We start from the raw sequence: 25,730 nt of genomic DNA, 5'->3' as shown, positions 1-25,730 counted from the left end.
CCACCATTGTAGGCTATCCCTAAGTACATGGACAATAATCATTAAAGCCTAGAGTAATCATTATTGCAGATTCGGGGGGAATTGATTTGTTGCGTTGTCGTTTATCCGGCCTTATGAGCAGAACCATCAAAACGGTTATTCTCCTGATTACAGCGCTTGCGCTTGCTTCATGCTCCAAATCATTTCGTTCGAATGCGATTGAAGCGGGCGATTCCAGACCTGTCATTACCATTATGGTGCCACTACATTTTCCGCAAGGACCTGAGGCCTCTCTTGTTCAGCAAATAGAAGACATGACCGGCACGAAGCTCGTTATCGATTGGGTTCGCGACGAGATTTATTCCGATAAAATGAATGCTGCCTTGACGATGAATTCCCTGAAGAAAGCGACGTTCGTCAAGTATACCGATTATTTCTTGTTAAAAAGCGCGATTCGTTCCGATATGTTTTGGGAAATCGGCCCTTATTTGGATGCGTTTCCGAACTTGAGACGGCTGAATGGCGATATTCTTGATCAGACTGCGGTTGACGGTAAAATATACGGTTTGTACACGGAACGCCCGTCCTCGCGGCAAGGTGTTATTATTCGAGAGGATTGGCTCGAGAATGTGAAGCTTGCCCCGCCACGATCGCTCGATCAGCTCTATGACGTATTGAAGCAGTTTACGTATGGGGATCCCGACCGCAACGGCAAGAACGATACGATCGGATTAACCGACCGAAACGATCTCGTTTTCGGTGCATTCAAGACGCTCAGTTCTTATTTCGGCACACCAAACAATTGGGTTGCAGCCGATCACCTTATGGTGCCCGAATTCGAGACGGCGCCTTATATGGACACGATGAACTTCATGAAGAAGCTGTACGACGAGAAGCTCATGAATCAGGACTTTGCCGTTACGAGCAAAGACATTCAGCGGAATCTCCTTATACAAGGTACGGCCGGCGTCTACATCGGGAGCATGACGGATGTACAGCGGCTGTCCAATGAAGCGAAGCAGTTCAACAATGATGCGAGGTTTACGGTCGTCAACCGGATCGAAGGCCCGCAAGGGTACAAGGTGTGGTCCATCCCGAATTTCAACGGGCTGTTCCTGTTTTCGAAAAGCGCGATCAAATCGGAGGATGAGCTCAAGCAGGTGCTCACATTCTTCGACCGATCCATGGAAGCCGACGTTGCGAATTTGATGAAATTTGGCGTAGAGGGCAGGCATTACAAGCTGCAGGGCAAGCAGGTTCAGCTGCCCTCTGCGAGCGAGCAGCTTCGTATCGATGAAGTCGGGCCGATGTATGTGCTCATGACCGCCGATTTGAGCAATCCGAACCTGCTGCAAGTCGCGCAGGAAGACCCGTTGCTGGCGCTTGCCGAGAAGCTCAGCAGCGATAACGAGAAGTTTATTGTCAAGGATCCGACCGTGAATTTGGAATCCGCGACGTTCGATGAGCGGAGCGAGGAGCTGAACCGAATCATCACGGATGCGACGTATCGCTATATTTTAGGGCAAATCGATCAAGCGGGATTCGGTCAGGAAGTCGACAGATGGAAGCAAAGCGGCGGCAACGCCATGATCGAGGAGTTCACGAGATCTTATTTTGAATAGAAGCGATAGGAATCCGCCTTGCGATTGTGAGGCGGATTTTTTGTTGTCATGGAAAGAGGCGATAATCATTTCTTCAGAAGACGGCCCAAAGCATTGAAATGTGGCGACGTGATTGTATCCGTAATGAACTGACCGCATGTATGTTTGACGTGCAGCTCCTAATAACATATCGATGCGGAGGTCAAGCAAGATGAAGAGAAGGACTTTTGTTCAGATTGGCACGGTTTTGGTACTCAGCACGATGCTGTCGGCATGCGGTGGTAATAACGGCGGAAACGCCGTGAATGAAGCGAATAGCGGAACCGATACGAAAGCAAATGAAGCAGCCGTCACAAACGAACCTGCGACAAGCGAAACAACGGAGCCATCGGCGCCTGAGAGCGAGGAGCCGACGGAGATTACGATCATGCTTCCGCTAAACGTTGCGCAAACGCCGCCTGACACCATTAAGAACGAAATCGAGAAGCTAACGAACACGAAACTGACGTATCAATTTTTTCCGGCGGACACCTATGAAGATAAGTTGAACGCGACCATGGCTACCGGAGCACTTCCTCAAGTCACGTATTTGAAAAACCAAGCTACGTTTATGCAGATGAAAGGGGCGATTCGCGACGGTCAGTTTTGGGAGATCGGACCCTTGCTTAGCGAATTTCCAAATTTGAGCAAGCTAAAGCCTTTGATTCTGAACAATACGAAAGTCGACGGCAAGCTGTTCTCGCTTTATATCGGTAGACCGCTCGCCCGCCAAGGCATTATTTACCGCAAGGATTGGGCAGATAAGCTTCAATTGAAAACGCCGGAGACCGTCGACGACGTCATCGCGATGGCTAAAGCGTTCACCGAGAAAGACCCGGACGGTGACGGAAAACCGAACACGATCGGACTCGCGGATCGGAACGATCTGATCTATGGCGCTTTCAAGACGGTCGCCTCTTGGTACGCGACGCCGAATAATTGGGGCGAGCAGGACGGGAAGCTCCAGCCTGACTTCATGTTCCCGCAGTATGCGGCGGCCATGGATTTCATGAAAACCATCCGCGATGCCGGAGCCATGAACAAGGATTTCGCGGCAACCAGCAAGACGGACCAGGTCAGCCTATTCACGAGCGGCAAAGCAGGGATGTACATCGGCGCGATGTCGGACATCGACAGTCTGAACAAAGATTTAATCAAGAACGTTCCGTCGGCTGTCATCGATACGCTGGCGCTTATCAAAGGGCCGAACGGCGAGCTCGCCACTTGGGCGATTCCGGGTTACAACAACGTTGTCTTGTTCCCGAAATCCGGTATAAAGGACGAGGGAGAATTGAAGAAAGTGCTGGGTTTCTACGATAAATTGATGACGCCTGAAGTCGCCAACGTGATGTTCTGGGGAATCGAAGGTAAGCACTATACCGTCGAAGACGGCAAAGCGAAGGTAACGGAGGATTCGGATCTGATCGAGCGGGAAGTGAAGGGCTACAAGGACAGTCTCATCGGCGAGTGGGAAACAAACGGCATGTACGAGGGCTATTACGCGCTCCCGGGCAGAATCCATGCGGAACAATTCACGAAGGAAAACGAGAAAATCGCCATCTTGGATCCGGCCGCAGCGCTCGACTCCCAAACCTTTACCGAGCAAGGCGTGGAGCTCCAGACCCTGATTACGGATGCGACGTACCAGTATATATACGGAAAAATCGATAAGGCCGGCTTCGACAAAGCGATCGAGGATTGGAAGAAACGCGGCGGAGGCCAAATTATCGAGGAATATAACGCAGTCTATCAAAAATAAACAGGGATCAGCCGGAAGGGTAGTCAACTAGCTGAAGAGGCTGTCGGATCGCTAATGACAGCCTCTTCGATCCATGCAGGCAGAAGGGAGAAGCACGATGCGGGAATGGACCGTTCGTCCGGTGCCTATGCGGACGCCAAATGCCGGAAGCGAGTTCGGAAGGCGGCTTCGTCGCAATATATGGCTGTATGTCATGATAGTGCCGGGGCTGCTCTATTTCGTGATTTTCAAGTATGCGCCAATGTTCGGTCTTGTTATTGCGTTTCAGAACTTTAAACCGTTTAAAGGGATCGCGGGAAGCGAATGGGTCGGATTCGAGCATTTCAACCGTTTGTTTACCGAGCCTGATTTTCTGAACATCTTGACCAATACGCTTATTTTGTTCGGACTCAATCTCTTGTTCTACTTTCCTGTACCGATTCTGCTGGCTTTAATGCTCAATGAAGTAAGGAACAGCGGCTTTAAGAGGCTGTTTCAATCACTCATCTATTTGCCTCACTTTATGTCATGGGTCATTATTGTGTCCATCAGCTATGTCATGCTGACAATGGACGGCGGCATCGTGAATTCAGTCTTTGGAGCGCTCGGGTTAGAGAAGGTAAATTTTCTTCTGAGCTCCGAATGGTTTCGTCCGACTTACATCATCCAGGTGATCTGGCGCGAAGCGGGCTGGGGAACGATCATTTATTTGGCTGCCATAGCGGCGATCGATCCGCAGCAGTACGAAGCCGCAAGAATGGACGGTGCCGGTCGTATTCGCCAAATTTGGCATATTACGCTTCCGGCTGTCCGCAGCGTTATTATTGTCTTGTTCATCCTGAAGGTGGGGGATGTGCTGGAGCTTGGATTTGAACATGTGTATTTGCTGCTCAATTCCATGAATCGCGAAGTGGCGGAAATTATTGATACCTATGTGTATACGGCAGGATTAAAGCAAGGGAAATTCAGTTACAGCACAGCGGTCGGACTGTTTAAATCGATCGTCGGGCTGATCATGGTCATCGGCGCGAACAAGCTTTCCAAGCGCTTCGGCGAAGATGGCATCTACTAAGAACAACCGGGAGGAATCCGCATGATCCAGGATCGAACGTTCGGCAGCCGGCTGTTCGGCAGCGTCAATTTCATCCTGCTTATGATTATATCGCTCGCCACCGTTCTTCCGTTCCTCCATGTCGTGGCAGGCTCGTTAACGACTAGTGCGGAGATGGCGGCCAAAAAATTCATCATTTTCCCAAGCGATATTAGCTTCGAAGCCTATCGCTTCGTCTTTTCGACGGGCACGATTTTCCGATCGATCACGGTTTCCGTGTTGGTCACGCTGTTCGGCACTGCTTTTAGCATGTTAATCACTTCCTTAATGGCGTATGGCTTGTCTCGCAAGGATTTGGACGGTCGCAGGGCGATCATGTTTCTGGTCGTCTTTACCATGCTGTTTCAAGGCGGGCTGATTCCGACATTTCTTGTTGTAAAGGAGCTGCATTTGATCGATACTTATGCCGCTCTCGTCCTACCGCTGACCGTCAGCGCGTTTAATATGATCATTCTCCGCAATTTCTTCCAGAACATCCCGGAGGGATTAGAGGAATCGGCCAAAATGGACGGCTGCAGCGATTTCGGCATTTTGTTCAGGATTGTGCTTCCGCTGTCGATGCCGGCTATCGCGACCATTTCGCTTTTTTATGCAGTGACCTACTGGAATACCTACCTCAATGCGATTCTGTACTTGAATGACAGCAGCATGTGGCCCATCCAAGTTCTGCTTCGCCAGATTGTCGTGTTGGCGAGCGGTCTGGATTACAGCTCAAGTCTTGACGGTGCCGTTCCTCCACCGGACCAGGCTGTCAAAATGGCCGTTATCGTTGTGGCTACGCTGCCGATTCTGGCCGTATATCCGTTCCTGCAGAAGCACTTCGCCAAAGGAGCACTTCTCGGTTCGATGAAAGGCTGATTGCAGAGATGGATCACTTTACAAGCAAACGGAGGAGCTTCGATGAAAATAGAGATTAGCTTAAGAACGCCGATCGAATGGGCGCGTTACGCCTGCGATTCGATTATGGACATCTATAGGCCAGAGGAGCTACCGCCTGCACGCCGATGGCACTATCATCAAGGGGTATTCCTGTGCGGGATGGAGATGCTCGCGGAACGGGTGAACGAGCCGAAATACGAGGCGTATATCCAAGGCTACGTTGACGGATTGGTAGACGATTACGGAAATTTGTACGCTGCGCGTGACGAATTGGATGCCATTCAGGCTGGTCTGCTGCTGTTTCGGCTGCAGGAAAGGACAGGCAAGCCAAAGTATCGGCTGGCGGCTGACCGATTAAGAGGCCTGTTTGACACGTTCAATAAGACGAAGGAGGGCGGCTTCTGGCATAAGGATAAATATCCTTATCAGATGTGGCTCGACGGATTGTATATGGGCGGCGTTTTTGCGTTGAAGTACGCTCTCGCGTACCGAGATGACAGGCTGATAGAGATGGCGCTGCTGCAGGAGCGGCTTATGCGCAGAGCGATGAAAGACGAACGCACCGGGCTTCTCTACCATGCTTGGGATGAAAGCCGCGAGATGCCGTGGGCGGATAAGCAGACTGGCTGTTCGCCTGAGTTTTGGGGTAGATCGCTCGGCTGGTATGGACTGGCTTTGGCCGAATTTATGTCCAACCTGGGGAAAGATGAGGAAGCATACACACAACTGGCGGAAGTTCAGCGGGATTTCCTACATTCACTGATCGGTTATCAGGATAAGTCGACCGGCTTGTGGCATCAGGTGGTGGATAAAGGCCATAACGACGATAATTGGCTTGAAACCTCATGTACGAGCTTATTCGTGTACGCCATTGCAAAGGCCATTCAGCAAGGCGTTATAGGTGATGAATACTTGGACTCAGCATTGAGCGGGTATCATGGGCTAATTAGCCGCATGGAGCAGGACGAACAAGGGCGGCTCATCATGCCCGATATCTGCATCGGGACATCAGCCGGCGATTACGAGAACTATGTGACTCGCCCCACAAGCAGGAATGACCTGCACGGAGTCGGCGCTTTCGTTATGGCATGTACGGCGATGAACGATATATTGGACACCAACCGATGAAGGAGCGGATGTAGATCATGTCGATCATCGATATAACCCGGTTTGGCGCGATCGGTGACGGAATCTTTGACAATAGCGAAGCCATTGCCGCAGCGGTTGAGGCTTGCTCGGATCTAGGAGGAACGGTTTATATACCGGCGGGCCGATATTTGACTGGAAGAATCGTGTTGAGGAGCCGGATGACATTGGAGCTTGAGGCAGGCGCCTTGCTGTTATTTCATTCGGAGTTCGACCGCTATCCGCCTGTTCCGACGAGATGGTCGGGATATGAGTGCTTCGCGTTTTCGCCGTTGCTATACGGAAGAGGCTTGAAGCAGATCACGATCAAGGGACAGGGAGTCATCGACGGTCAGGGGGATTCATGGTGGCAAGCAAATCGCGTACTGCGGCAGGGCGGGCAAATTACGAGCGACGTCACGCAGAAGCTGAAGGTACTTAATGAGTCGCTGATTCGTTCGTACACGAGCAATATCGTCGAGTGGGAGTCCCAGTTTCTCCGTCCGCCTCTGCTGCAATTCATAGATTGCGAGGATGTCCGCATTGAAGGGGTGACGCTGCAGAACTCTCCTTTTTGGAACGTACATGTGGTCTATAGCCGCAACGTAGCGGTGCATGGGGTTACGATTCGCAATCCGCATGACGCTCCGAACGGCGACGGCTTGGATATCGATTCCTGTTCCTATGTACGAATTTCAGATTGTCATTTTGATGTGGGGGATGACTGCCTCTGCATTAAATCAGGTATTGATGAAGATGGGAGAAGAGTCGCCAGGCCATCGGAAAATATTACGGTGGCCAATTGCACGATGAAAAGAGGTCATGGCGGCATCGTGATGGGCAGCGAAATGGCAGGCGGCATTCGTAACGTGGTCATAACCGGCTGTATATTTATCGGAACGGACCGCGGAATCCGAATGAAGACGAACCGCGCCAGAGGCGGATATATCCGAAACATATTGGTCAGCAACCTCTATATGGAGGATGTGCTGTGTCCGTTAACGATCAATGCCTTCTACCGCCACGGTGTCGATAAGTCCGACTTGCTGATCGGCAGTGCCGAGGCCAGGCCTGTAACGGAAGCTACGCCTGTCATCGAGCATATCCGGATAAGCGGCGTAACGGCCAAGCGCTGCCGTGCTTCGGCCGGTTTCCTGTACGGACTTCCGGAGATGCCGATCTGCGATGTGCAGCTCAATCAAGTACATATCGAAATGACTGCGGAACAAGGTGAAGTCGGGGATGAGCCTGATATGGTATTCAATTCATTCGTCGCTGCAGGCGAAGGGATGCTGTGCAAGCATGTCAGGGAGCTGGAACTGAATGGCGTGCGGATCGAAACAAGACAAGGTCCAGCACTGCGGTTAGAAGACAGCTGTGATATTGAAGTGAAGGATTTTAAGATGAAGCGGGTACATCCGGACACGCCCGATATCATGGTTGTACGTTCGGTCAATGTAACCCGAACGCCGGGAATCTGCCACTAACAGTGAATAAAGGAACTGCAAGGTCCTGAATGGATGTTACAGTTCCTTTTCTCGTTGTGATGGTCAATATTTAGAACTGATCTCTATAAGGAAGGAATGAGAATCATGTCGACGGATAAATATTCAAAGCTATTGGATTTGCCGCTGCTATCCCCTGGCGAGTTAGGGCCGGAAGAGGCTGCCCGTTGTTATCGCCACCGCAGTTTACCGATCAAGGTGCTGCAAATCGGCGAAGGCAATTTCCTGCGCGGGTTCACGGACTGGATGCTGGAGGCATGCAATCGGCAAGGCTTATGGAACGGCAGCGTCGCCTTGACTCAGCCCCGCCCTTCGGGCAAGGCTCACATGGACCAACTGAAGGCACAGCAAGGGTTGTACACGTTGCTCGTCCGGGGCTTACGGGATGGGAAGATGATCGAGGAACGGGAGACGGTGTCCGTGTTTAGCCGGATGATCGATCCGTACGAAGAATGGGGGTCGTTCCTCGCGTTGGCCGACCTGCCGGAGCTAGAGGTCGTCATCTCCAACACGACGGAAGCGGGACTATCCTATCAGAATGTCGCTTGGAATCCGAATACGCCTATCTTAACCTTCCCGGGTAAACTGATGGCTTTCTTATATCGGCGGTTCAACAGGTTCGCCGGCGATCCTGCTCGCGGATTAACTCATCTGCCTTGCGAGCTTCTCGAGCGCAACGGAGAGAAGCTGTTGGAAATCGTGCTTCTGCATGCGGACGACTGGCAGTTGCCTGAGTCGTTTAAAGCATGGGTGCGCGGTTCCAATCGGTTTCTTAATTCGCTCGTCGACCGCATCGTGACCGGTTATCCCGGAGACGATGCGGAAGGGTTGTTCCAGCAATGGGGGTACGACGATCCTATGCTGACGGTTGCCGAACCTTATTGTTTTTGGGCGATCCAGGGAGAGTGTTCTCTAGAAGACCGGCTTCCACTCATGAAGGCGGGGCTGAATGTACAATGGGTACGAGATTTGAACCCCTATCAGGTTCGCAAAGTAAGGATTCTGAACGGCACTCATACGATGCTGGCCACAATCGGACTCGTTAATGGTCTTCTGGAAGTGCGAGAGATGGTAGAGCATCCCTTGTGGGAACGAACGGTTCTGCAAGGATTGTTCGAAGAAATTGTGCCCGCAGTTCCTCTTGACCACGACGCAATGAAGGTTTACGCGAGTGAAACGTTGGAAAGGTTCCGCAATCCTTACATTCGGCACCGGCTGTCGGACATCGCGATGAACAGTTTGTCGAAATGGAAAGTCCGGCTGCTCCCTTCCTTAACGGCGCATTACGCGCGCACAAGTCAGCTTCCATCGGTGTTAACGGAATCGCTGGCATCGCTGCTCCGGCTGTATCGACCGGCCGATCTGTCCGGAGAGCACCGCTCTTTGTTGCCGGATGGCTCGTCGTTTACGCTTCGCGACGATCCGAAATTGCTAGAATCGATTTGGGAAGCTTGGAAACCGGTGCTGCGAGAAGAAACAGATTCCATCGATGGCGTTATAAAACAAATACTAGGCAATTCTAGCATATGGGGAGTCGATTTGACGCGCTTGCCAGGCTTGGCGGATGCGGTCGTCAATCAGATGACGTTAGGGAGAAGAAAAACATTATTTAATAAACACTAGAAATAAATCCTGAAAATGTAGCTAAGTGTATTTTATTTGGAAAGAACAGTAGTAATTAAGCTTTCTGCTAGTACCAACATACGCGCAGTTATTAGTAGGTGGATACATGTAGGTTGCGTTATGCATCCCATAGGAGTTGACGAGATGTTAAGCGACCGCCTGCCTAGATCAACGCCGAAGGAACAAGGCGTTTCTTCTAAAGCTGCCATGAAGCTTCTGGAAGTCCAGAGGTTATTCTGGCAGGGGGGGCTCAAAATTCCCCCCATACATCAATTTTAAAAGTTGAATTATAATTCACATACGCGTCTCAACAACACTTGCAAACTTTAGTGTTATCAAGATACTCATCGGGGAGCAGAAAGTAGGAATATCCTTGAATATTATTGTTGACGGAATACAACTTCAACTTGAAATACCTCCTTTTAAGGAAGGGAGGAAAAAGTATCTTCCTCTTGATTCGGTAATTAAGGCTATGGGATGGACATACAAAATTGAAGATCGTGGGGCGATCTCACTCTCCTTTAGTTCGCCAGAACGTAAGAAAACGACATACCTGCGTGACGAATGGGAAGACGGTCTTCGCCAAATTGACGGTAATATTTATATTTCTACAAAACTGTTGGAGATTAGGACATTTGCAGAAATAGGATATAACTCAAAGACAGATACACTGGCAATTGCAACTTCTTCACCCCCCGGCGTCGTCACTGATCCTGAGATTATTGCGCAGATCGAACGTAGACTGCAGCAAATACAACAGCCAGAACCAGAAGAAATCGGTATTGAGGCCACTCATTCTTGGAGTGCCGAGGAAAGCAGAATGATCAACTTTGGGAAATATTCTCCACCTCCGATCTTTGATGACCTCCTTGGATTGGGCAATCAACTCCATGAGGAGGGACTGTCCTTGTGGGATGAGCTTGGTTTTTACGGCGGATATCAACATAGTGAATATGGAAATACCCCTTGGGACGTCGTTGCATTTGGTTGGACAGGAGTTGACGGCGATCACTATGGATTTCTTACCGAGTTTGGTGCTGTGACTGATCTGAACGAAGCGCCAATCGTTATGGTTTCTCCAATGGGCGGGGATGAGGCAGGAAATGTAGTGGCCAACAATTTCAAGGAGTTCCTAGGCATCATGGCGAAAGATGTAACACTTTTATACGATTCGTTCGATAATGAGGATGACTATCTAGCCAAGCAAATGCAAGATGAGAAAAGTGAATGGGCGCCAGGCGAAGAACAGAAAGAGAACCGTCGTCAAATCATGAACAGAATGGTTGAAGCGCTGAACCTTCCGAATATTGAACAGCCGTATACATACTTAAATCGGGTGAAAGCGGAGAGGGCCAAACGGATCGTTGTTTCTACCCATGATGGATTAGGAGTTACCAACGTCCATCCGCAAGATGAGGGCAGCGAGCATCAATCTCTAATGGTAGACGACGATCTGGAAGCAGAGGAGCTGCAGGAATACTTGCAACGCGCCACCTACGCCGGCAAACTGGCATTAATCAGAGATTTTAATGGGAAAGGCTTTTATAGCAATGATCTTGAGGAGATAATAGTTAAGGAAATGACTCAAATTGGTCTCATGGATGAACTGGCCCGAAAAAACGCTTCGGCATGGTAATTCTTTCTTAGTTCATCTTCCCCATTAGAAAGCAGATGTTTCAGCGGACTCGTAACAATCAAGCACAATAATACATAATGAAAAGCCGAGAAAACAGGCTTTTCTTTTTTGTTTTTAAGTGAAAATTACGATATTCAACATTATCCTGTAGGTTTATTAGCCTGGGTCCAAGGAGATGATGGTATAAACGAACGGAAGGAGAGGTGTGATTCATCATGGAAGTTCTGCTATATCTGGTACTGATTATATTGTCAACGAAGGTTGCTGGCGATTTGTCGGTTCGGATCGGACAACCTGCCGTGCTTGGAAAGCTGATTGCAGGTATTGTTTTGGGACCCGCTATCCTAGGATGGATCCATCCCGATGCATTTATTTCGCATTTTTCGGAAATCGGCGTTCTGTTACTCATGTTTATCGCGGGATTAGAAACGGATTTGGACAAATTGCGGGAAAATTGGAAGGCGTCGTTCGCCGTGGCGGTTGGCGGGATCATCCTTCCTTTTATCGGTGGATATGCCTTATCTATTGCTCTCGGACTTTCGAATACACAGTCGCTATTCATTGGATTACTGCTATGTGCGACCTCGGTTAGCATATCGGTCCAAACGTTAAAAGAGATGAATCGATTAGACTCCAGAGAGGGCACGACTATTCTGGGAGCTGCTGTTGTGGATGATGTCATTGTAGTCGTTTTGCTTGCTGTCATGATGAGTCTTCTTGGCCCGGCCGGGGATGTATCCATCACCGTTCTCATCCTTAAGAAGGTAATATTTTTAATCGCGATCATCGTTGCAGGATGGTTTCTCGTTCCCTTTGTCATGAAAATCATCGCACCTCTTCACATTAGTGAAGCTGTCATGAGCGCGGCTCTCATTATTTGCTTTGCATTTTCTTATTTTGCAGAAACGATGGGCGTTGCGGGGATTATTGGTGCATTCGCAGGTGGAATCGCCGTATCGCAAACCGCATACAAGCACGATGTCGAAACCAAAGTCGAGCCGATCGCCTATACGCTCTTTGTCCCCGTATTTTTTGTCAGCATCGGGTTAAACATTACCTTTACAGGCTTGGGTAATCACATTTGGTTTATCCTACTCATGACGGTTATTGCGGTTGCGACGAAAATGCTGGGCGGGGGGATTGGAGCGCGACTAACCGGCTTTGATAAAACGTCATCGTTAGCCATCGGTTCCGGTATGGTCTCTAGAGGTGAGGTGGCTTTAATTATAGGGGTGGCTGGTTTGGAATCAGGGCTATTGTTAGAGAAGTATTTTACTTCGATCGTTATGGTGATCATCTTGACCACGTTGATAACGCCGCCAATGTTGAAGCTGTTCTTTTCGAAAATCAACAATCGACTTACCTAACAAGTCCTGGAATATGATTAACGAAAAGGGGAGGAATTCCATGTCTTACGATTGGATTTGGAAAGCCATACTCATTATTGTCATGGGCTCGCTTCTTCTTCGATTAACAGGTCGAACCTCAATAGGGAAACTAACGATTGTAGACGTGCTGCTAATGCTGATTCTTGGTCCGTTATTTATTCGACCAGTTGAGAACGAGAATATATGGAGGACCTTGGGCACTGCGGTCATTCTCATCTTGACTGTACGAATGATTAGAGCTTTGATCACACGGTATGCTCCTTTTCGCACTATATGGATCGGCAAATCAATACCAATTATAGTAGGCGGGAAGTTGAATCAAGGTGCAATGGAATCACTGAGACTTACTAACGAAGGGCTTGATGCGCAGCTGCGTTCCTCTGGGGTCTACGATCGCGAGGATGTTGAATATGCAACGATTGAGGCCGGAGGTCAGCTGACCGTGAAGCTAAAGCCGCATAAAGCTCCAGCGACGAAGCAGGATATTGAACAGCTGAAGCAGCTCATTGAGTCCCGGCTTTAGCAATGAGACAGAAAAAGCCGAAGCCCTAAATAGGGTCTTCGGCTTTTTCTGTTTCGCGGAGAACCTTGTTCACCGATTTCTTTCAGCTCTTTTCTATCGCTTTCTTTTTAATGTATAGGAGTGTTTGCTATTGATCAGTTTCTTCAAATTAGACCGGAAAAACACATCGCGCAGTTCTTTCGGTCTCAGCGGAATTAACGGACTAAAATACGGCACGGTTATGCTCTTTAGCATCACAATATGAATGAACATAACCGTGGTAAGCACAATGACGCCCGATAACCCTATTAGATAGGCAGTAAATAAATAAATGTAATTCAAGGTGAGAATGGTTGAGGCTAACCCGCGAGATGTAAAGAAGATGATTATGACATACGAGAAAGCCAGGACACTTAAGCAAAAAGGGCTGAAAAGCTTTATTTTCAACATGTTTTCACTTATTAATACGGTAGATATGAAGGCAAAGAAAGTAATCAGATTCGTATTCACCTTAGTCATGCCGTCAACCAGAATTTTAAGAATAACTAATAGAAAGATCGCCCCAGCAAATGTCGGCATTAACATTTCACTGGGATAAAGCAGCTTGTGTACTTTTTTAGTTAGCAAGTCGCTGCGTTCTAACAATAGCATGAACGCAGTCGCATGAGTCGCTACAAAGAACGCAATAAATTTTACGATTCTGTTCAAATACCTCCCGTATTTACCGTAATACTCCTCTGGTGATTGAAAGAAACTGATAAATAATGTGGGACAAATAATCGCGTTCGGCGTGTTATCCACGAACACAACGACCTTCCCCTCTAAAATTGAGCTTGCAGCAACTTCCGGTGCTTCGGTGACCGACGTCAAAGGGAATATGGTCCAACTATTCTTCGCGAGCACTTCCTCCACAATGGCAGACTGCAAGATATACTTCACGTCTAATTCGTCCAGCCGCTTTCTTACTTCATGAAGAATACCAGGATCTACAATATTTCTCATATACACGATCGAGATCGATGTTGGCATTAATGTGCCTTTTTGCATCGTTTCAACCGTAAAATTTGGTGTCTTAATCAGGCTGCGCAGGATGCTTATATTTGAATTAGCCTTCTCTGTAAAGCCTACCATAAATCCTAAAGGATTGCGTTCCGTTAAGGATTCGCCAATGGGACGCTCTCTCCATAACGTCACATCTACACTAATCATCGTGCCTGTTTGTTGATAAAGAATAACGGCTTTGCCTTGTACGATCTCTTGTATGGCTTGTTCGGAGTTACCGAGCTCCGTTATATCAGCTGTGTTGAGTTGTGCGTCACTATGATGTACAAGCGGAGTAATAACATGTTTCTCCAGTCTGTCTGCATAAACCAGTCCATCTATATAGAAAACGGTTACCTGTACTTCACCGCTTTCTTCAATATTACGGATTCGAAAATCGGAACTATGCCCCAATGCTTTTGTGATTGCCGTCATATTGCTATGCACTAAAAAATACCCCACTTCAAACAGAATTGGTTAGATTTTCATATTTTGAGCATAGTTATCGCGTTCTATGCAAGTTTTGTTACTTCTGCACTTATCTATAAATAGAGATGTTGGCTAACATAGACACAAAGAGGACTGCCGGTATATATGATCCAGCAGCCTGTTATCACGTTATTTTTTGAATTGCTTTTTTGCTTTATTAATTTTCACAGGCTACACCATCGTCGTCACGGTCTAACTGGGTACTATAGCCGGGCTGACCTTTGTATAGCGGTGCCTTGCCCGCGGCTTTTACGGCAGCGCAATTTGCGTAATAAACCGGTTTAGGTGTCGTCGGTGTAGTTGGCGGCTTGGTGACTGTACCTGCTGACCCGTCAATGACGAACAGAACGCGCGTATCCTCCGGGTACTGCTCAAGATGATTGCCGATCCATGAGCCGGAGCCGCGATTGTCGGAGTACTGTACATAAGCGACATCTGCACCGACACCGCCTTCGGCGCACATCGCCATTGGGAATTCATCTCGATCAAAGCCCTCCTTTGTCGGGATGCCTTGAAGCGCTTCCTCGCGGTTCTCGTCTGCTCCGGCCCGATCAATTGTGCAGATTGGCGATTTTCCCTTTCCAATCGCGGCTCTCATATGGGCTGCCGTTAACGGGTAGTTAGTAGCTGGGAAGTAGAGGACCTTTTGATGCATCTGGTTGTTGATGTAGACAGCTTTAATTATCGAATCCCATGTCACGAATTTCTTCAACAACTCGCCTGCCGCACGTACGGGTACATAAGTCACGCCGTTAATGATTTTCGGGGCGACGTTCGCCTGGTTTCCGTTTACAATCAGCTTCAATGCTTTGCTCGCGGGTGTCTGTTGCAGTTGCTGGTTCTCATCATTAATGAAGACTGTTTTCGTCGCTGCATCCCATATCACATATTTGTTCAACATTTCCCCCGCTGCACGAACGGGAACAAATGTAACGCCGGTAATGATTGTAGGTGCGACATTCGCCAGATTGCCGTTTACAAATAATCGAATGGCTGTAAGGGCCTTCAACCTTAGAGTCCTCTCTGGACCGCTTATTTCCTTGTAAGTAACGAGACGTTGTTGTTTTACAGTATTTGGTTGCTCATGAGCTTTAGTTCCGCATCCAGTTAAAGCTGCAATCAATATAGCAATGATTAGTATTTTTTTAAGCATTTGCTGAGCTGCACTCCTCCGATTGCCTCTTTCCTCATATCCTGCTCCTTCCAGATTTTATTTATTACTTACGAATTCATTAATATTTAGACTTTGCCCCGACCAGTTACGGTGGCCATTTGTGTTGGAGGCAAGAGTATGGTCAATATTGGATAATCCTTACAAAAAAAGTGTTAGTAGGCGATCAGTTTTAGCGATGGGTGACAGACTCAGGGGAACGAATGATCTGCTTCAGCTACTGATAAATATAGCACTGAAACAAAGCTGACCAGCCAGTAAAAACTGGCTGACCTCAAAATACGACGGGGAACGAGAGTTCAACGACAGTTGGCTGCGAGTTTTTATAATTAATTGATAATTTTGAAAATGAGTATATCACAGCTAAGTGAAAAGCCTGCCCAGATATATGAGCAGGCTTTTATGCATTATTGTCTGTTAAGTTTATCAATTTTGTGCTTAATTGTTCGCGTAACTATTCCGAAATGCAATTCCAGTTCTTCATGTGAAATTACATACGAACGCTTCTCGCCGAATTGGGAAAATCGATAACGTCGATCAAGAGCCGGCGTCTCATTTACCCACATTTTATTTTCTTTCATTGTTTGTTTGGACTTTTCCAGTTCTTCAACGATAATGCGACCTACGTACTTAATTAGAGCCTAGGTGACACCTTTCGTTTATTCGGCATGTTCCTTCACTTTTTCTAGAGCTGTTAATAAAGCGACATGTACGTTCAGGGCGATGATAGGATCAAAACCATTCAATGAATTAATCACCTTCTTTCCATATTTATTATACGCAAACAAGTGTTCCTATACCAGCAGCGAATTAAATAAATTCTTGAAGAAACCTAACGGTAGTGAACGGAAATAAATTGATTTACCTATCTAAATTTCTTCGCGAATAAACTAAAATACATTTATTGACATTTATTTATCGAGGATTGAACGATGAACGAGGTATATTTATAACTATTTTAGACTATAATTATTATAAAATAGTGCGAGCAGGTGTGAAATGAGTTTTTTTGATATCGTTTTAATTTTAGTAGTGGGTTTCACATCTTATTATTTATATATTTATCGAAAACAACTAGCCTCTTTAAGATTGTCATTTATTAAAATGGTTAGTACTAACGATGATGTGAGAAAAACTTTACTTACTGGTCTCTACAACCGTTATAAGAAAAGTGATGAGTTGGATAAGGAAAATCCATTTGATTTTAAACAATTTGTTGCGACTGCATCAAAGTGATGCAAATGTCACTAGATCTTCGGGTGATTTTGGGGTCCATATCGAGGAAACACGTGAGAGAGGTCTATTTTTAGGACAAGTAAAGTGGTTATAACTATCCGGTTGGTTTTGAGCCGACTGCCATTATCCATTCACAGATGATCAAGCAAAATGCAGCCGGTGGATATGTTGTGACAACTAGCAATTTTACTCAAAACGCAGTTGATTATGCCAAGGGTCTAAATATAGAGTTGATTGGTGGGCAAGAGCTTGTTGAGTTATGGATGGAAAGCTTAGAAAAAAAGGGAGCTTTGCATTCTAAATTCATACAACCCTCTACAACTTAAAAGAGAATTAATAAAATACAGCCTCACTCATACGTTATGTATTAGTGAGGCGTTTTTATTTGTTTGGAATCATTTAAATGACATTTCTACATACGGGGAGTCGTTCAAATGTCAATATATGATATGTATCGTACAAGTTTTAGTTTATTTACTATTAATTAATGACAAAACAAGTTACAGCGGACACGTTTTATTGATGTGATTTTTCAGCATTAGCTGGAAGTGTTTCAACATAAGCTGTAAATTTTGTTTCAAGTAAACGGTTATTCACTATGGAGCACTCCAATACGTGTTAGAAACCCGAACGGACAATCCGTTCGGGTTTTCTCTTGCCACTATTATTTGAAGTAGTTGTCGATCTGCTCTTGAGCTGCTTTCATAATCGTATCCATGCCGGCAGCTTTCAGCTCCGAAATGATCTTCGGAACTGTCTTTTCCGGGTCAGATGCGCCTGTCATCAACTCATAGCGGTATTTGTCCCATACGGCTTTCGTGTTGGCTACTTCTGTGCCTAGCTTGCTGATATCAAGCGCAAAGCCCAGGCTCGTGGAAGAAATCGCTTGGTCGTTCAGCTTGCGCACTTGTTCCCATTGATCGACAGGAGCGCCTTTGGTAACCGCCATATCGAAGAATGTACCTTGCGTATAAGCAGCGAGCGGCCATGTATCGGATATACGCTCGACTACTTTCTCGCCGTCCACATTCTTATAGTCGACGCCAAGCTCGCCGAATGCCAGCATGTTGCGCAGCTTTGGATCCGTATTCACCAATTGCAAATATTTGAGCGCTTCCTTCTTGTACTTGGAGTTCGCGGATATCGCGTTCAAAGAACCTTGAATCGTGCTTGTCGTGTAGATCGGCCCGAAGATCGGGAACATGTCGTACTTCGCTACGCCTTCATTGATCTGCCAGCTCGCTTCAGCGCCAGGGAATGCTTGTGCAGCGAAGAAAGGACGTCCTTTGTCCGCTTCTGTCTTCGTCGGTGCATCCGGATTGATAATGCCGTCTTGATACCACTTATGCAGCAGCTTCAGATCGTTCATTACCTCTTGGTCCTCGAGTACGGAGACCACTTTGCGGGAAGCATCGTCGACTTTAACGCCGATTGGCGGCAGACCGAGCGTCATATCGTCATAGCGGTTGAAGAAGCCGTTAAAGCCATCGCCTTGCGTAAGAGGCAATGGATAGAAGCTCTTGCCTTCGCCGGCTTTAATATCATGCAATGGCTTGTCCAAGTCCTGCATCGTCTTGATGCTTGCGGTGTCGATCTTGTATTTCTGTACATACTTGTCATCGAACACCCAATACTGAGTCAACGAAGAATCTTTATACGTCGGTACGGCATAGATTTTGCCGCCAACCTTCGTTCCATCCCATACCTTCTGAGGAATGAGCTTGTAGAGATCTGGCGAATCGCTCTGAACGGAATCGGTGATGTCGGCAAAAGCGCCGATGTTCACTTGCTGGTTGTACTTGCTGTTGTTCGTGAACATAATGTCGAAGGGCTCGCCGGTGTTTACGATCGTGTTGATCTTCGTGTCCCAGTCCCCCCAGCTTGCAACCTTGATGTCGACCTTCACGCCGATCTTCTCGGCCGTGTAGTCATTCATGGCTGCGATCGCCTTGTCGAAGTTCGAAGGCGTTTGACCGCCAATCGTCCACCATACCAGCGTTGGCGCTTCGCCGCCTGCTGGATTGTTGGCGTTCTGGTTGCTTGGCGCATTGTTTGAATCATTCGTACTCTTCGAACCGCAACCAGCGAGTGAAGTTGTCAGGAGAGCAGCCGTACTAAGTACAAGCAGGTGTTTCAATGTCTTTTTCATATCCATGGACCTCCCTGAATTGATTTATTTCATCTTGCATTAACCTTTCACGGCACCGACCGTTAGACCAGATATAAAATACTTCTGGAAGAACGGGTAAGCCGCGGCAACAGGCACGACAATGATAATCGCCACAGCCATGCGGGCGGATTCCTTCGGCATCGTCGCCACCAGCTCAGCGTAGCTGATGCCGAGGCTCGCGGCGTTCCTCGCCAGTGCGTCTACGTTGCTCATCAAGCTGTTCAGCAGCGCCTGCAGCGAGTACAGGTCTTGATTGTTGATGTACAGCATGGACTGGAACCAGTCGTTCCAATACGAGAAGCAGAGGAACAGGCCAATGGTCGCGATAACCGGCAGCGAAATCGGCAGAATGATGGAGAAGAAGATGCGCAGTTGGCTAGCGCCGTCCATCTCCGCAGATTCGATTAATCCATCCGGTATGGTGCTTCTGAAGAACGTTTTGCAAATAATCACGTTGAAGGAGGAGACGGCCAGCGGGAGAATGAGAGCCCAAACCGTATCTTTGAGCCCGAGCAGGGTCGAGTTGATGTAGTAGCTGGACACCAGCCCTCCATTGAATACCATGGGAATGAACACGATCCATGTCAGCAGCCCATTCAGCTTATAGTTAGGTCTGGAAATGACATAACCCATTGAAGTGGTAAGCAGGATGCCAAGCACAGTGCCGACAACCGTAACGAGTACGGATACTCCGAGTGCACGAGAGATCAGCTTCCCTTGCTGCAAGATATAGTGGTACGCCTCTCCCGAGAGAGCCCTGGGTATAATGTGGTATCCCGTTTGCCGAATGGAATCTTCGCTGGAGATCGAGACCGACAATACCACTAGGACGGGCACCAGGCAAACCAACGCTATCAGAATAAAGATGATATGGAAAAAGACGTTCATAACACCGCTGATCCGGTTGAATTTATCGAGACCGGACTCAAAATGTGCTTTCGATGACATTTCTTTCGCTCCTCCTTACATCATGGCGCTGTCGGGATCAACACGGCGGACGATCCAGTTAGCGATTAAAATGGTCGCGCATCCGAGTACGGATTGCAAGAAAGCGGAAGCCGAGGCCATGCCTACAGTAGCTGTCTTGAGCTGCTTATAGACGAGCACGTCAACGGTTGTCGTCACGTTGAACAGCGAGTTGGAATCCCGCGGCACTTGGAAGAATAACCCAAAGTCCGTGTAGAAAATACGGCCGACCGACAGGATGAACATCATCACGATAACCAGCTTCATAAGCGGCAGCGTAATGTATTTGGTCTGCTGCCACTTCGAAGCGCCGTCAATGACAGCGGCCTCGTAGTAGGTGCTGTCGATGCCGGTAATCGTTGCCAAGTAGACGACCATACCGTAGCCTAGACCTTTCCACATGTTCATAAACACGAGAAGGTACGGCCAGTATTTGGCCTCCATATACCAGTTGACCGGATCCTTGCCAAGGTCTGCCAGAAACTGATTGGCAATCCCTTTATCGAAGCTGAGGAACGCCCAGATCACCGCGGATACGATGACCCAGGACAAGAAGTAAGGCAGGAACATCAACGTTTGATACACTTTGCCAGCCTTGCGGCTGTGCAGCTGACCGACCATCAGCGCTAAGGTGACTGGTACTACGATACCGAGAATAATGAACACGATATTGTAGCCCAGCGTGTTGCGGATGACGATCCAGGCATCGTTTGACTTAAACAGAAACTCGAAGTTATTAAAGCCGGACCACTTGCTGTTCACGATGTTGCTTATGAAGCCCCCATGTATTTTGAAATCCTTGAAGGCTATGATGATGCCGAACATCGGCAAGAAACAGAACAGGATATACCAGACCGTTGTCGGTAAAGCCAGCAGCGTCAGCTCGGTATCCTGCGTTCGCCAGCGTGTTCGTAAATGTCTGCGCTTGCTCTTTGTCTCCATGTGAGTCACTCCCTTCCATGATCAATCTCCTTGTATTCGTAACGTGCAAGCCACAATTATTTTCAATCTATCTTAAACTGCCTTGCCTTATTTACACAGTAATAACGATCCTTTCACTTTACATAAAATTAACTTATATGTTTTTTTCTATTCATCATTCAATATCGAGTGCCAATTCAATTGCTGACGTCACTGCGCCTATCGAGCACGCCATGTATGATTTTGACTAAAAAAGAACGTTCATTTAGATACTGTTTGTGAAGCTCATCCAGGCAAAAATCAGCCGGAGCAAAGAGGCTCGCCTACCCGATTTTACGTTAAAGAGTAACGTCGTTATTGAACAGAGAGGGAGATACAACGAAACATGGAACAATTCAGATTACCTAAAATCGACATGCCGGCTCTTCAGTTGCCGCAATCCATTCAGGACGTGCTCGCGGAAGCAGAGACAAGATTAGCGCATCGGCCTAAGCTGCTGCAGCTGTTCAAGAACTGTTTTCCGAACACGCTGGAGACGACGACTAAGCTGCATGAACACGGAACGACGTTCGTCATCACAGGGGATATTCCTGCGATGTGGCTGCGCGATTCCGTAGAGCAAGTGATGCATTACGTGCCGTTTGCCAAAGAAGATGCCGATTTGCAGCGAATCATCAAGGGGCTGATTATGCTTCATATGCGCAATATCGCCATCGATCCATATGCGAACGCGTTTAACGAAATGGCGAACGACTGGCATTGGAACACCGACGATAAGACCGATATGTCGCCATGGGTATGGGAGCGTAAATTCGAGCTTGACTCTATCTGCTTCTCGATGCGTCTTGCTTTTGCCTATTGGAAAGAAACAGGTCGTGCGGATATCTTCGACGCGAACTTCAAGATCGCGATGCGCGCGACGGTCGATCTCTGGAAACGGGAGCAGTTCCATTTCGAGCACTCCACTTACCGCTTCGAGCGTGACAATGGTATCAAACACGATACGCTTCAGAACGAAGGCCGCGGAATGCCTGTTAACTATACGGGCATGATCTGGTCAGGCTTCCGTCCGAGCGATGACGCCTGCGATTTTCATTACAACATTCCGGATAATATGTTTGCCGTCGTTACTCTAAGGCAAATGCGGGAAATCGCCGAGTTCGTCTTCCGCGACCTGTCGTTTGAAAAGGAGATGGCGAAGCTCGAGCGGGAAATCGACCACGGCATTCAGCTGTATGGCATTTACCGTCATCCTGAGTACGGACCGATCTATGCGTACGAGACCGACGGGTATGGAAATCATTGCCTAATGGACGATGCTGGAACGCCTGGCCTTATTTCGATTCCGTATCTTGGTTACGTAAACGGCGATGATCTGATTTATCAGAATACACGTAGGTTTGCCCTCAGTAAAGACAACCCGTTCTATTACGAAGGCGCGGTGGCCCGCGGCATTGGCAGCCCGCATACGCCTCCGAACTATGTCTGGCATATGGCGTTGTCCATGCAAGGGCTGACGGCTTCCTCAGACGAGGAGAAGCTTGCGATGATCGCACTGCTGGAAGCGACGGATGGAGACACCGGTTATATGCACGAGGGCTTCCATTCGGATGATCCGAGCGTATTTACGCGTAAATGGTTCGCTTGGTCCAACAGCTTGTTCTCGCAATTGGTGTACAAGGCGATGAAAGCGGGGCTGCTCGATGGCTGATTTTGCGACTCAAGCCATAAAGAACGGAACAAGGAAGGGTGACATTCATCTTGATGAACGCAAATAAAAGAAGAACGGCGCAGATTATCTCCCATACCCATTGGGACCGTGAATGGTATTTGCCTTACGAGAAGCATCATGTCCGGTTGATTACGCTCATGGATACATTGATGGACACGCTGGAGAACAATGCGGAGTATCGGAGCTTCCACCTCGACGGTCAGACGATCATCATCGAGGATTATTTGCAGGTACGTCCCGACCGGCGCGAGCGCCTGGAGAAATGGATTCGCCAAGGCCGTATCCACATCGGGCCTTGGTACGTTCTGCAAGACGCGTTCCTGACGAGCAGCGAAGCGAATGTACGTAATCTGCAAATCGGGCATCAGGATGCCTCGTATTACGGTACGATCGCCAAGATCGGGTATTTTCCCGACACGTTCGGAATTATCGGTCAAGCACCTCAGCTCATGCGGCAGGCAGACATCGACAACGCTGTGTTTGGCCGTGGCGTCAAGCCGACAGGCTTCAATAATATGGTATCGGATGCTGCGTATGAATCATCTTTCTCTGAGCTCGTATGGGAAGGGCCGGACGGCTCGCGTGTGCTCGGCATTTTATTTGCCAACTGGTACAGCAACGGGAACGAAGTGCCGGTGGACGAGGCGGAAGCCAAGGAATATTGGGATCGTAAGCTGGCCGACGCCGGCAAATACGCGTCAACGAGACAGCTGCTATTCATGAACGGCTGCGACCATCAACCGATCCAGACGGACTTGCCCGAAGCAATCCACGTGGCGAGCAAGCTATATCCGGACACAGATTTCGTCCATTCGAATTTCCCGGAATATCTGGCATCGCTGAAGTCGTCGTTGAACGACACGTCGCTGTCGGTCGTGCGAGGTGAACTGCGAAGCCAGCGGACGGACGGTTGGTCGACACTGGTGAACACGGCTTCGGCTAGGGTGTATTTGAAACAGATGAACCAAGTCGGTCAGACGATGCTGGAGAAAGTCGCCGAGCCTCTCGCCGCGCTCGCGCATGCGACGGGACAAGCCAAGTACCCGCATCATTTGTTGAAGTATGCTTGGAAGACGCTCATGCAGAACCACCCGCATGACAGCATTTGTGGCTGCAGCGTCGACGAAGTGCACCGCGAGATGGTCACCCGGTTCGACAAGAGCCGTCATGTCGCGGAGACGATAGTGGACGACAGTGCTCTTGCGCTTGCCGGCGCCGTCGATACGAGCGTGTTCACCATGTTCGGTCAGGAAGCGCTGCCGCTAATAGTGTTCAACACGACGGGCTGGAACCGCAGCGGCGTCGTGAAAGTCGAGCTAGACGTTGCGCGCGTCTATTTCCGGGAAGGTATCAGCCCGAACGAAATGATTCGCATGATGAAGGGCATAGCAATCACAGGGCGTACGCTCGTTGATTCGGAAGGCATCGCCGTCGCCTGCACAATGGAGGATCTCGGCCTGCAATTCGGCTACGACCTGCCGGAAGACAGGTTCCGCCAGCCGTATTGGGCGCGGCGCGTGAAGCTGACATTCGAAACGGCAGAGGTGCCGGCGCTCGGGATAAAGGCCTACGCTTGGGTGATTAATTCGTCTGAAGCGCCGCAGGAGCCATCGCTTTTGACCGGATCGTGCTCAATGAGCAACGGGAATCTCGGCGTCGAAATTGCCGAGGACGGCAGCTTGACGGTGACGGATTACAGAAGCGGACGTACTTACCGCGACCTGATGATTTATGAAGATGCCGGTGACATTGGCAACGAATACATGTTCAAGCAGCCGGATGGAGAGCCAGCGCTCACGACTAAAGGGATCACGGCGGAAATTCGCGTGACCGAGGACAGCGCCTACCGCGCAGCGTTCGAAATCGTACACCTTTGGTCAATTCCAGCCTCGGCCGACGAGCTGTTTGAGCAGGAGAAGCAAGAAGCCGTGTACTATCCGGAACGCAAAGCCGGACGGTCGACCAACTTCGTACCGTTCTCCATACGCACCATCGTCAGTCTGGAGCGTTCAGGCTCCGGTATAGGTATCAGCGTCACTATAGACAACCAGGCGAAGGATCACCGCGTTCGCGCACTGTTCCCGACGGACCTGATTGCCTCCGTACACCGTGCCGACACGATCTTCGAAGTGGCGGTTCGAGACAACGAACCGGCGGCCGAGTGGGAAAATCCGAGCAACGCACAGCATCAGCAGGCTTTTGCCGATGTCAGCGACGGGACGCAAGGACTCACCATTGCGAACAAGGGCTTGAACGAATACGAAGTGTTGCGTGATGGCCGCAATACGATTGCCGTCACCTTGCTTCGTTCCGTCGCTGAGTTAGGCGACTGGGGAGTCTTCCCAACGCCGGAAGCGCAGTGCCTAGGCATGCAGACAGCCGAGTTACTGATTCTTCCACATCAAGGGGACGGCGCAGTATATGGCGCGTATGCTTCGGCCTATCAATTCCAGACACCTTGGACTGCTGTGCAAACCGGCATACACGATGGAGTGATCGCGCCGATTCATGCCTTCATGACTTGGAAGGGTGAAGGCATTGCCTTCTCCTCGGCGAAGATCTCGGAAGCATCCGGCGATCTGATGCTGCGCTGGTTCAATATGCGGCCGGAGGAAGCGATGCTGCAAGTTACTTCGAATGTCGGCGAGACCGTTATGGCGTACAAGAGCGACATACTTGAGCGTGCGGGTGAACGTGTGCAGCCGTTGGCGGGCCATACAGACGCTTCATTCGCGGCGGAGCTGGGACCGTGCGAGATTTATACAGCCGGCATTCCGTCGGGGCACTGAAAGGAATGGATCTGCAAGTATTGGCTGAACGTGTCGGCAGAGTAAGGAGCAAGCACTCATCTTTTTGAGGAGCTTGCTCCTTTTTTGCT

Annotated in this window: 19 protein-coding genes and 2 pseudogenes; 14 read left to right on the top strand and 7 right to left on the bottom strand. The window is 48.8% G+C overall.

What is annotated here, in order from left to right:
• Window positions 1-86 precede the first annotated feature (86 nt).
• The 10 genes from AC0YNS_RS18160 to AC0YNS_RS18115 all read left to right on the top strand — a co-directional run bounded on the left by AC0YNS_RS18160 (window position 87) and on the right by AC0YNS_RS18115 (window position 13,147).
• Window positions 87-1,601: an extracellular solute-binding protein gene (locus AC0YNS_RS18160; RefSeq protein ID WP_475782371.1), complete on the top strand. Its 1,515-nt coding sequence runs from the start codon at window positions 87-89 to the stop codon at window positions 1,599-1,601.
• Window positions 1,602-1,791: 190 nt separating this feature from the next.
• Entirely contained in the window at window positions 1,792-3,378 is a 1,587-nt protein-coding gene (locus tag AC0YNS_RS18155) for an extracellular solute-binding protein (protein ID WP_475782370.1), read from the top strand.
• Between the two features lie 97 nt (window positions 3,379-3,475).
• Window positions 3,476-4,429, top strand: a complete 954-nt coding sequence (locus AC0YNS_RS18150; RefSeq protein ID WP_475782369.1) for an ABC transporter permease — start codon at window positions 3,476-3,478, stop codon at window positions 4,427-4,429.
• A 21-nt stretch (window positions 4,430-4,450) separates the two neighbouring features.
• A complete protein-coding gene (locus tag AC0YNS_RS18145) occupies window positions 4,451-5,326 on the top strand; it encodes a carbohydrate ABC transporter permease (RefSeq protein WP_475782368.1) in 876 nt (291 codons plus the stop codon).
• A gap of 42 nt (window positions 5,327-5,368) precedes the next feature.
• The gene (locus AC0YNS_RS18140) at window positions 5,369-6,475 is read left to right on the top strand and encodes a glycoside hydrolase family 88/105 protein (protein WP_475782367.1); all 1,107 of its coding nucleotides are present in this window, start codon (window positions 5,369-5,371) and stop codon (window positions 6,473-6,475) included.
• A 17-nt stretch (window positions 6,476-6,492) separates the two neighbouring features.
• Window positions 6,493-7,959: a glycoside hydrolase family 28 protein gene (locus tag AC0YNS_RS18135; RefSeq protein WP_475782366.1), complete on the top strand. Its 1,467-nt coding sequence runs from the start codon at window positions 6,493-6,495 to the stop codon at window positions 7,957-7,959.
• A gap of 105 nt (window positions 7,960-8,064) precedes the next feature.
• Window positions 8,065-9,600 (top strand): tagaturonate reductase, encoded by a 1,536-nt coding sequence (locus AC0YNS_RS18130; RefSeq protein ID WP_475782365.1) that lies wholly within the window; start codon window positions 8,065-8,067, stop codon window positions 9,598-9,600.
• 373 nt (window positions 9,601-9,973) lie between these two features.
• Window positions 9,974-11,236: a hypothetical protein gene (locus AC0YNS_RS18125; RefSeq protein ID WP_475782364.1), complete on the top strand. Its 1,263-nt coding sequence runs from the start codon at window positions 9,974-9,976 to the stop codon at window positions 11,234-11,236.
• A 215-nt stretch (window positions 11,237-11,451) separates the two neighbouring features.
• Window positions 11,452-12,603 (top strand): cation:proton antiporter, encoded by a 1,152-nt coding sequence (locus AC0YNS_RS18120; protein ID WP_475782363.1) that lies wholly within the window; start codon window positions 11,452-11,454, stop codon window positions 12,601-12,603.
• Window positions 12,604-12,643: 40 nt separating this feature from the next.
• Entirely contained in the window at window positions 12,644-13,147 is a 504-nt protein-coding gene (locus AC0YNS_RS18115) for a DUF421 domain-containing protein (RefSeq protein ID WP_475782362.1), read from the top strand.
• Window positions 13,148-13,240: 93 nt separating this feature from the next.
• On the opposite strand, the gene AC0YNS_RS18110 is transcribed toward AC0YNS_RS18115, so the two are convergent.
• The 4 genes and pseudogenes from AC0YNS_RS18110 to AC0YNS_RS18095 all read right to left on the bottom strand — a co-directional run.
• The gene (locus AC0YNS_RS18110) at window positions 13,241-14,614 is read right to left on the bottom strand and encodes a spore germination protein (RefSeq protein ID WP_475782361.1); all 1,374 of its coding nucleotides are present in this window, start codon (window positions 14,612-14,614) and stop codon (window positions 13,241-13,243) included.
• 199 nt (window positions 14,615-14,813) lie between these two features.
• Entirely contained in the window at window positions 14,814-14,993 is a 180-nt protein-coding gene (locus AC0YNS_RS18105) for an excalibur calcium-binding domain-containing protein (protein WP_475782476.1), read from the bottom strand.
• Window positions 14,991-15,311 (bottom strand): annotated as a pseudogene (locus tag AC0YNS_RS18100) (hypothetical protein); the annotation flags it as partial. The pseudogene AC0YNS_RS18100 and the gene AC0YNS_RS18105, both read right to left, overlap by 3 nt.
• 21 nt (window positions 15,312-15,332) lie before the next feature.
• A pseudogene (locus AC0YNS_RS18095) lies at window positions 15,333-15,809 on the bottom strand (stalk domain-containing protein); the annotation flags it as partial.
• Window positions 15,810-16,826: 1,017 nt separating this feature from the next.
• Between AC0YNS_RS18095 and AC0YNS_RS18090 the strand changes: the two are divergent.
• Together AC0YNS_RS18090 and AC0YNS_RS18085 are read left to right on the top strand one after the other, a co-directional pair.
• Window positions 16,827-17,063, top strand: coding sequence for a hypothetical protein (locus tag AC0YNS_RS18090; protein WP_475782360.1), 237 nt, complete (start codon window positions 16,827-16,829; stop codon window positions 17,061-17,063).
• A 170-nt stretch (window positions 17,064-17,233) separates the two neighbouring features.
• A complete protein-coding gene (locus AC0YNS_RS18085) occupies window positions 17,234-17,389 on the top strand; it encodes a restriction endonuclease (RefSeq protein WP_475782359.1) in 156 nt (51 codons plus the stop codon).
• Between the two features lie 338 nt (window positions 17,390-17,727).
• On the opposite strand, the gene AC0YNS_RS18080 is transcribed toward AC0YNS_RS18085, so the two are convergent.
• From AC0YNS_RS18080 to AC0YNS_RS18070, 3 genes are read right to left on the bottom strand one after another with little or no spacing between them, the layout of a single operon-like run.
• Window positions 17,728-19,212, bottom strand: coding sequence for an ABC transporter substrate-binding protein (locus AC0YNS_RS18080; protein ID WP_475782358.1), 1,485 nt, complete (start codon window positions 19,210-19,212; stop codon window positions 17,728-17,730).
• 39 nt (window positions 19,213-19,251) lie between these two features.
• Window positions 19,252-20,181: a carbohydrate ABC transporter permease gene (locus AC0YNS_RS18075; protein ID WP_475782357.1), complete on the bottom strand. Its 930-nt coding sequence runs from the start codon at window positions 20,179-20,181 to the stop codon at window positions 19,252-19,254.
• A gap of 15 nt (window positions 20,182-20,196) precedes the next feature.
• Entirely contained in the window at window positions 20,197-21,141 is a 945-nt protein-coding gene (locus tag AC0YNS_RS18070; RefSeq protein WP_475782356.1) for an ABC transporter permease, read from the bottom strand.
• A 364-nt stretch (window positions 21,142-21,505) separates the two neighbouring features.
• Here AC0YNS_RS18070 and AC0YNS_RS18065 point away from each other — a divergent pair, with 364 nt between their 5' ends.
• Both AC0YNS_RS18065 and AC0YNS_RS18060 read left to right on the top strand, forming a co-directional pair.
• The gene (locus AC0YNS_RS18065) at window positions 21,506-22,831 is read left to right on the top strand and encodes a glycoside hydrolase family 125 protein (RefSeq protein WP_475782355.1); all 1,326 of its coding nucleotides are present in this window, start codon (window positions 21,506-21,508) and stop codon (window positions 22,829-22,831) included.
• 53 nt (window positions 22,832-22,884) lie between these two features.
• Window positions 22,885-25,641, top strand: coding sequence for an alpha-mannosidase (locus AC0YNS_RS18060; RefSeq protein ID WP_475782354.1), 2,757 nt, complete (start codon window positions 22,885-22,887; stop codon window positions 25,639-25,641).
• Window positions 25,642-25,730 lie beyond the last annotated feature (89 nt).

The sequence above is a fragment of the Paenibacillus sp. J22FR21 genome, assembly GCF_056269135.1.
Note: the sequence above shows the minus strand (reverse complement) of the source record. Positions and strands in the feature narration are given on the sequence as shown.

Bases quoted from the DNA above. Each gene is read 5' to 3' on its own strand.
- AC0YNS_RS18155 (WP_475782370.1), top strand. From the start codon at position 1,792: ATGAAGAGAAGGACTTTTGTTCAGATTGGCACGGTTTTGGTACTCAGC.
- AC0YNS_RS18150 (WP_475782369.1), top strand. From the start codon at position 3,476: ATGCGGGAATGGACCGTTCGTCCGGTGCCTATGCGGACGCCAAATGCC.
- AC0YNS_RS18145 (WP_475782368.1), top strand. From the start codon at position 4,451: ATGATCCAGGATCGAACGTTCGGCAGCCGGCTGTTCGGCAGCGTCAAT.
- AC0YNS_RS18140 (WP_475782367.1), top strand. From the start codon at position 5,369: ATGAAAATAGAGATTAGCTTAAGAACGCCGATCGAATGGGCGCGTTAC.
- AC0YNS_RS18135 (WP_475782366.1), top strand. From the start codon at position 6,493: ATGTCGATCATCGATATAACCCGGTTTGGCGCGATCGGTGACGGAATC.
- AC0YNS_RS18130 (WP_475782365.1), top strand. From the start codon at position 8,065: ATGTCGACGGATAAATATTCAAAGCTATTGGATTTGCCGCTGCTATCC.
- AC0YNS_RS18120 (WP_475782363.1), top strand. From the start codon at position 11,452: ATGGAAGTTCTGCTATATCTGGTACTGATTATATTGTCAACGAAGGTT.
- AC0YNS_RS18115 (WP_475782362.1), top strand. From the start codon at position 12,644: ATGTCTTACGATTGGATTTGGAAAGCCATACTCATTATTGTCATGGGC.
- AC0YNS_RS18090 (WP_475782360.1), top strand. From the start codon at position 16,827: ATGAGTTTTTTTGATATCGTTTTAATTTTAGTAGTGGGTTTCACATCT.
- AC0YNS_RS18080 (WP_475782358.1), bottom strand. From the start codon at position 19,212: ATGAAAAAGACATTGAAACACCTGCTTGTACTTAGTACGGCTGCTCTC.
- AC0YNS_RS18075 (WP_475782357.1), bottom strand. From the start codon at position 20,181: ATGTCATCGAAAGCACATTTTGAGTCCGGTCTCGATAAATTCAACCGG.
- AC0YNS_RS18070 (WP_475782356.1), bottom strand. From the start codon at position 21,141: ATGGAGACAAAGAGCAAGCGCAGACATTTACGAACACGCTGGCGAACG.
- AC0YNS_RS18065 (WP_475782355.1), top strand. From the start codon at position 21,506: ATGGAACAATTCAGATTACCTAAAATCGACATGCCGGCTCTTCAGTTG.
- AC0YNS_RS18060 (WP_475782354.1), top strand. From the start codon at position 22,885: ATGAACGCAAATAAAAGAAGAACGGCGCAGATTATCTCCCATACCCAT.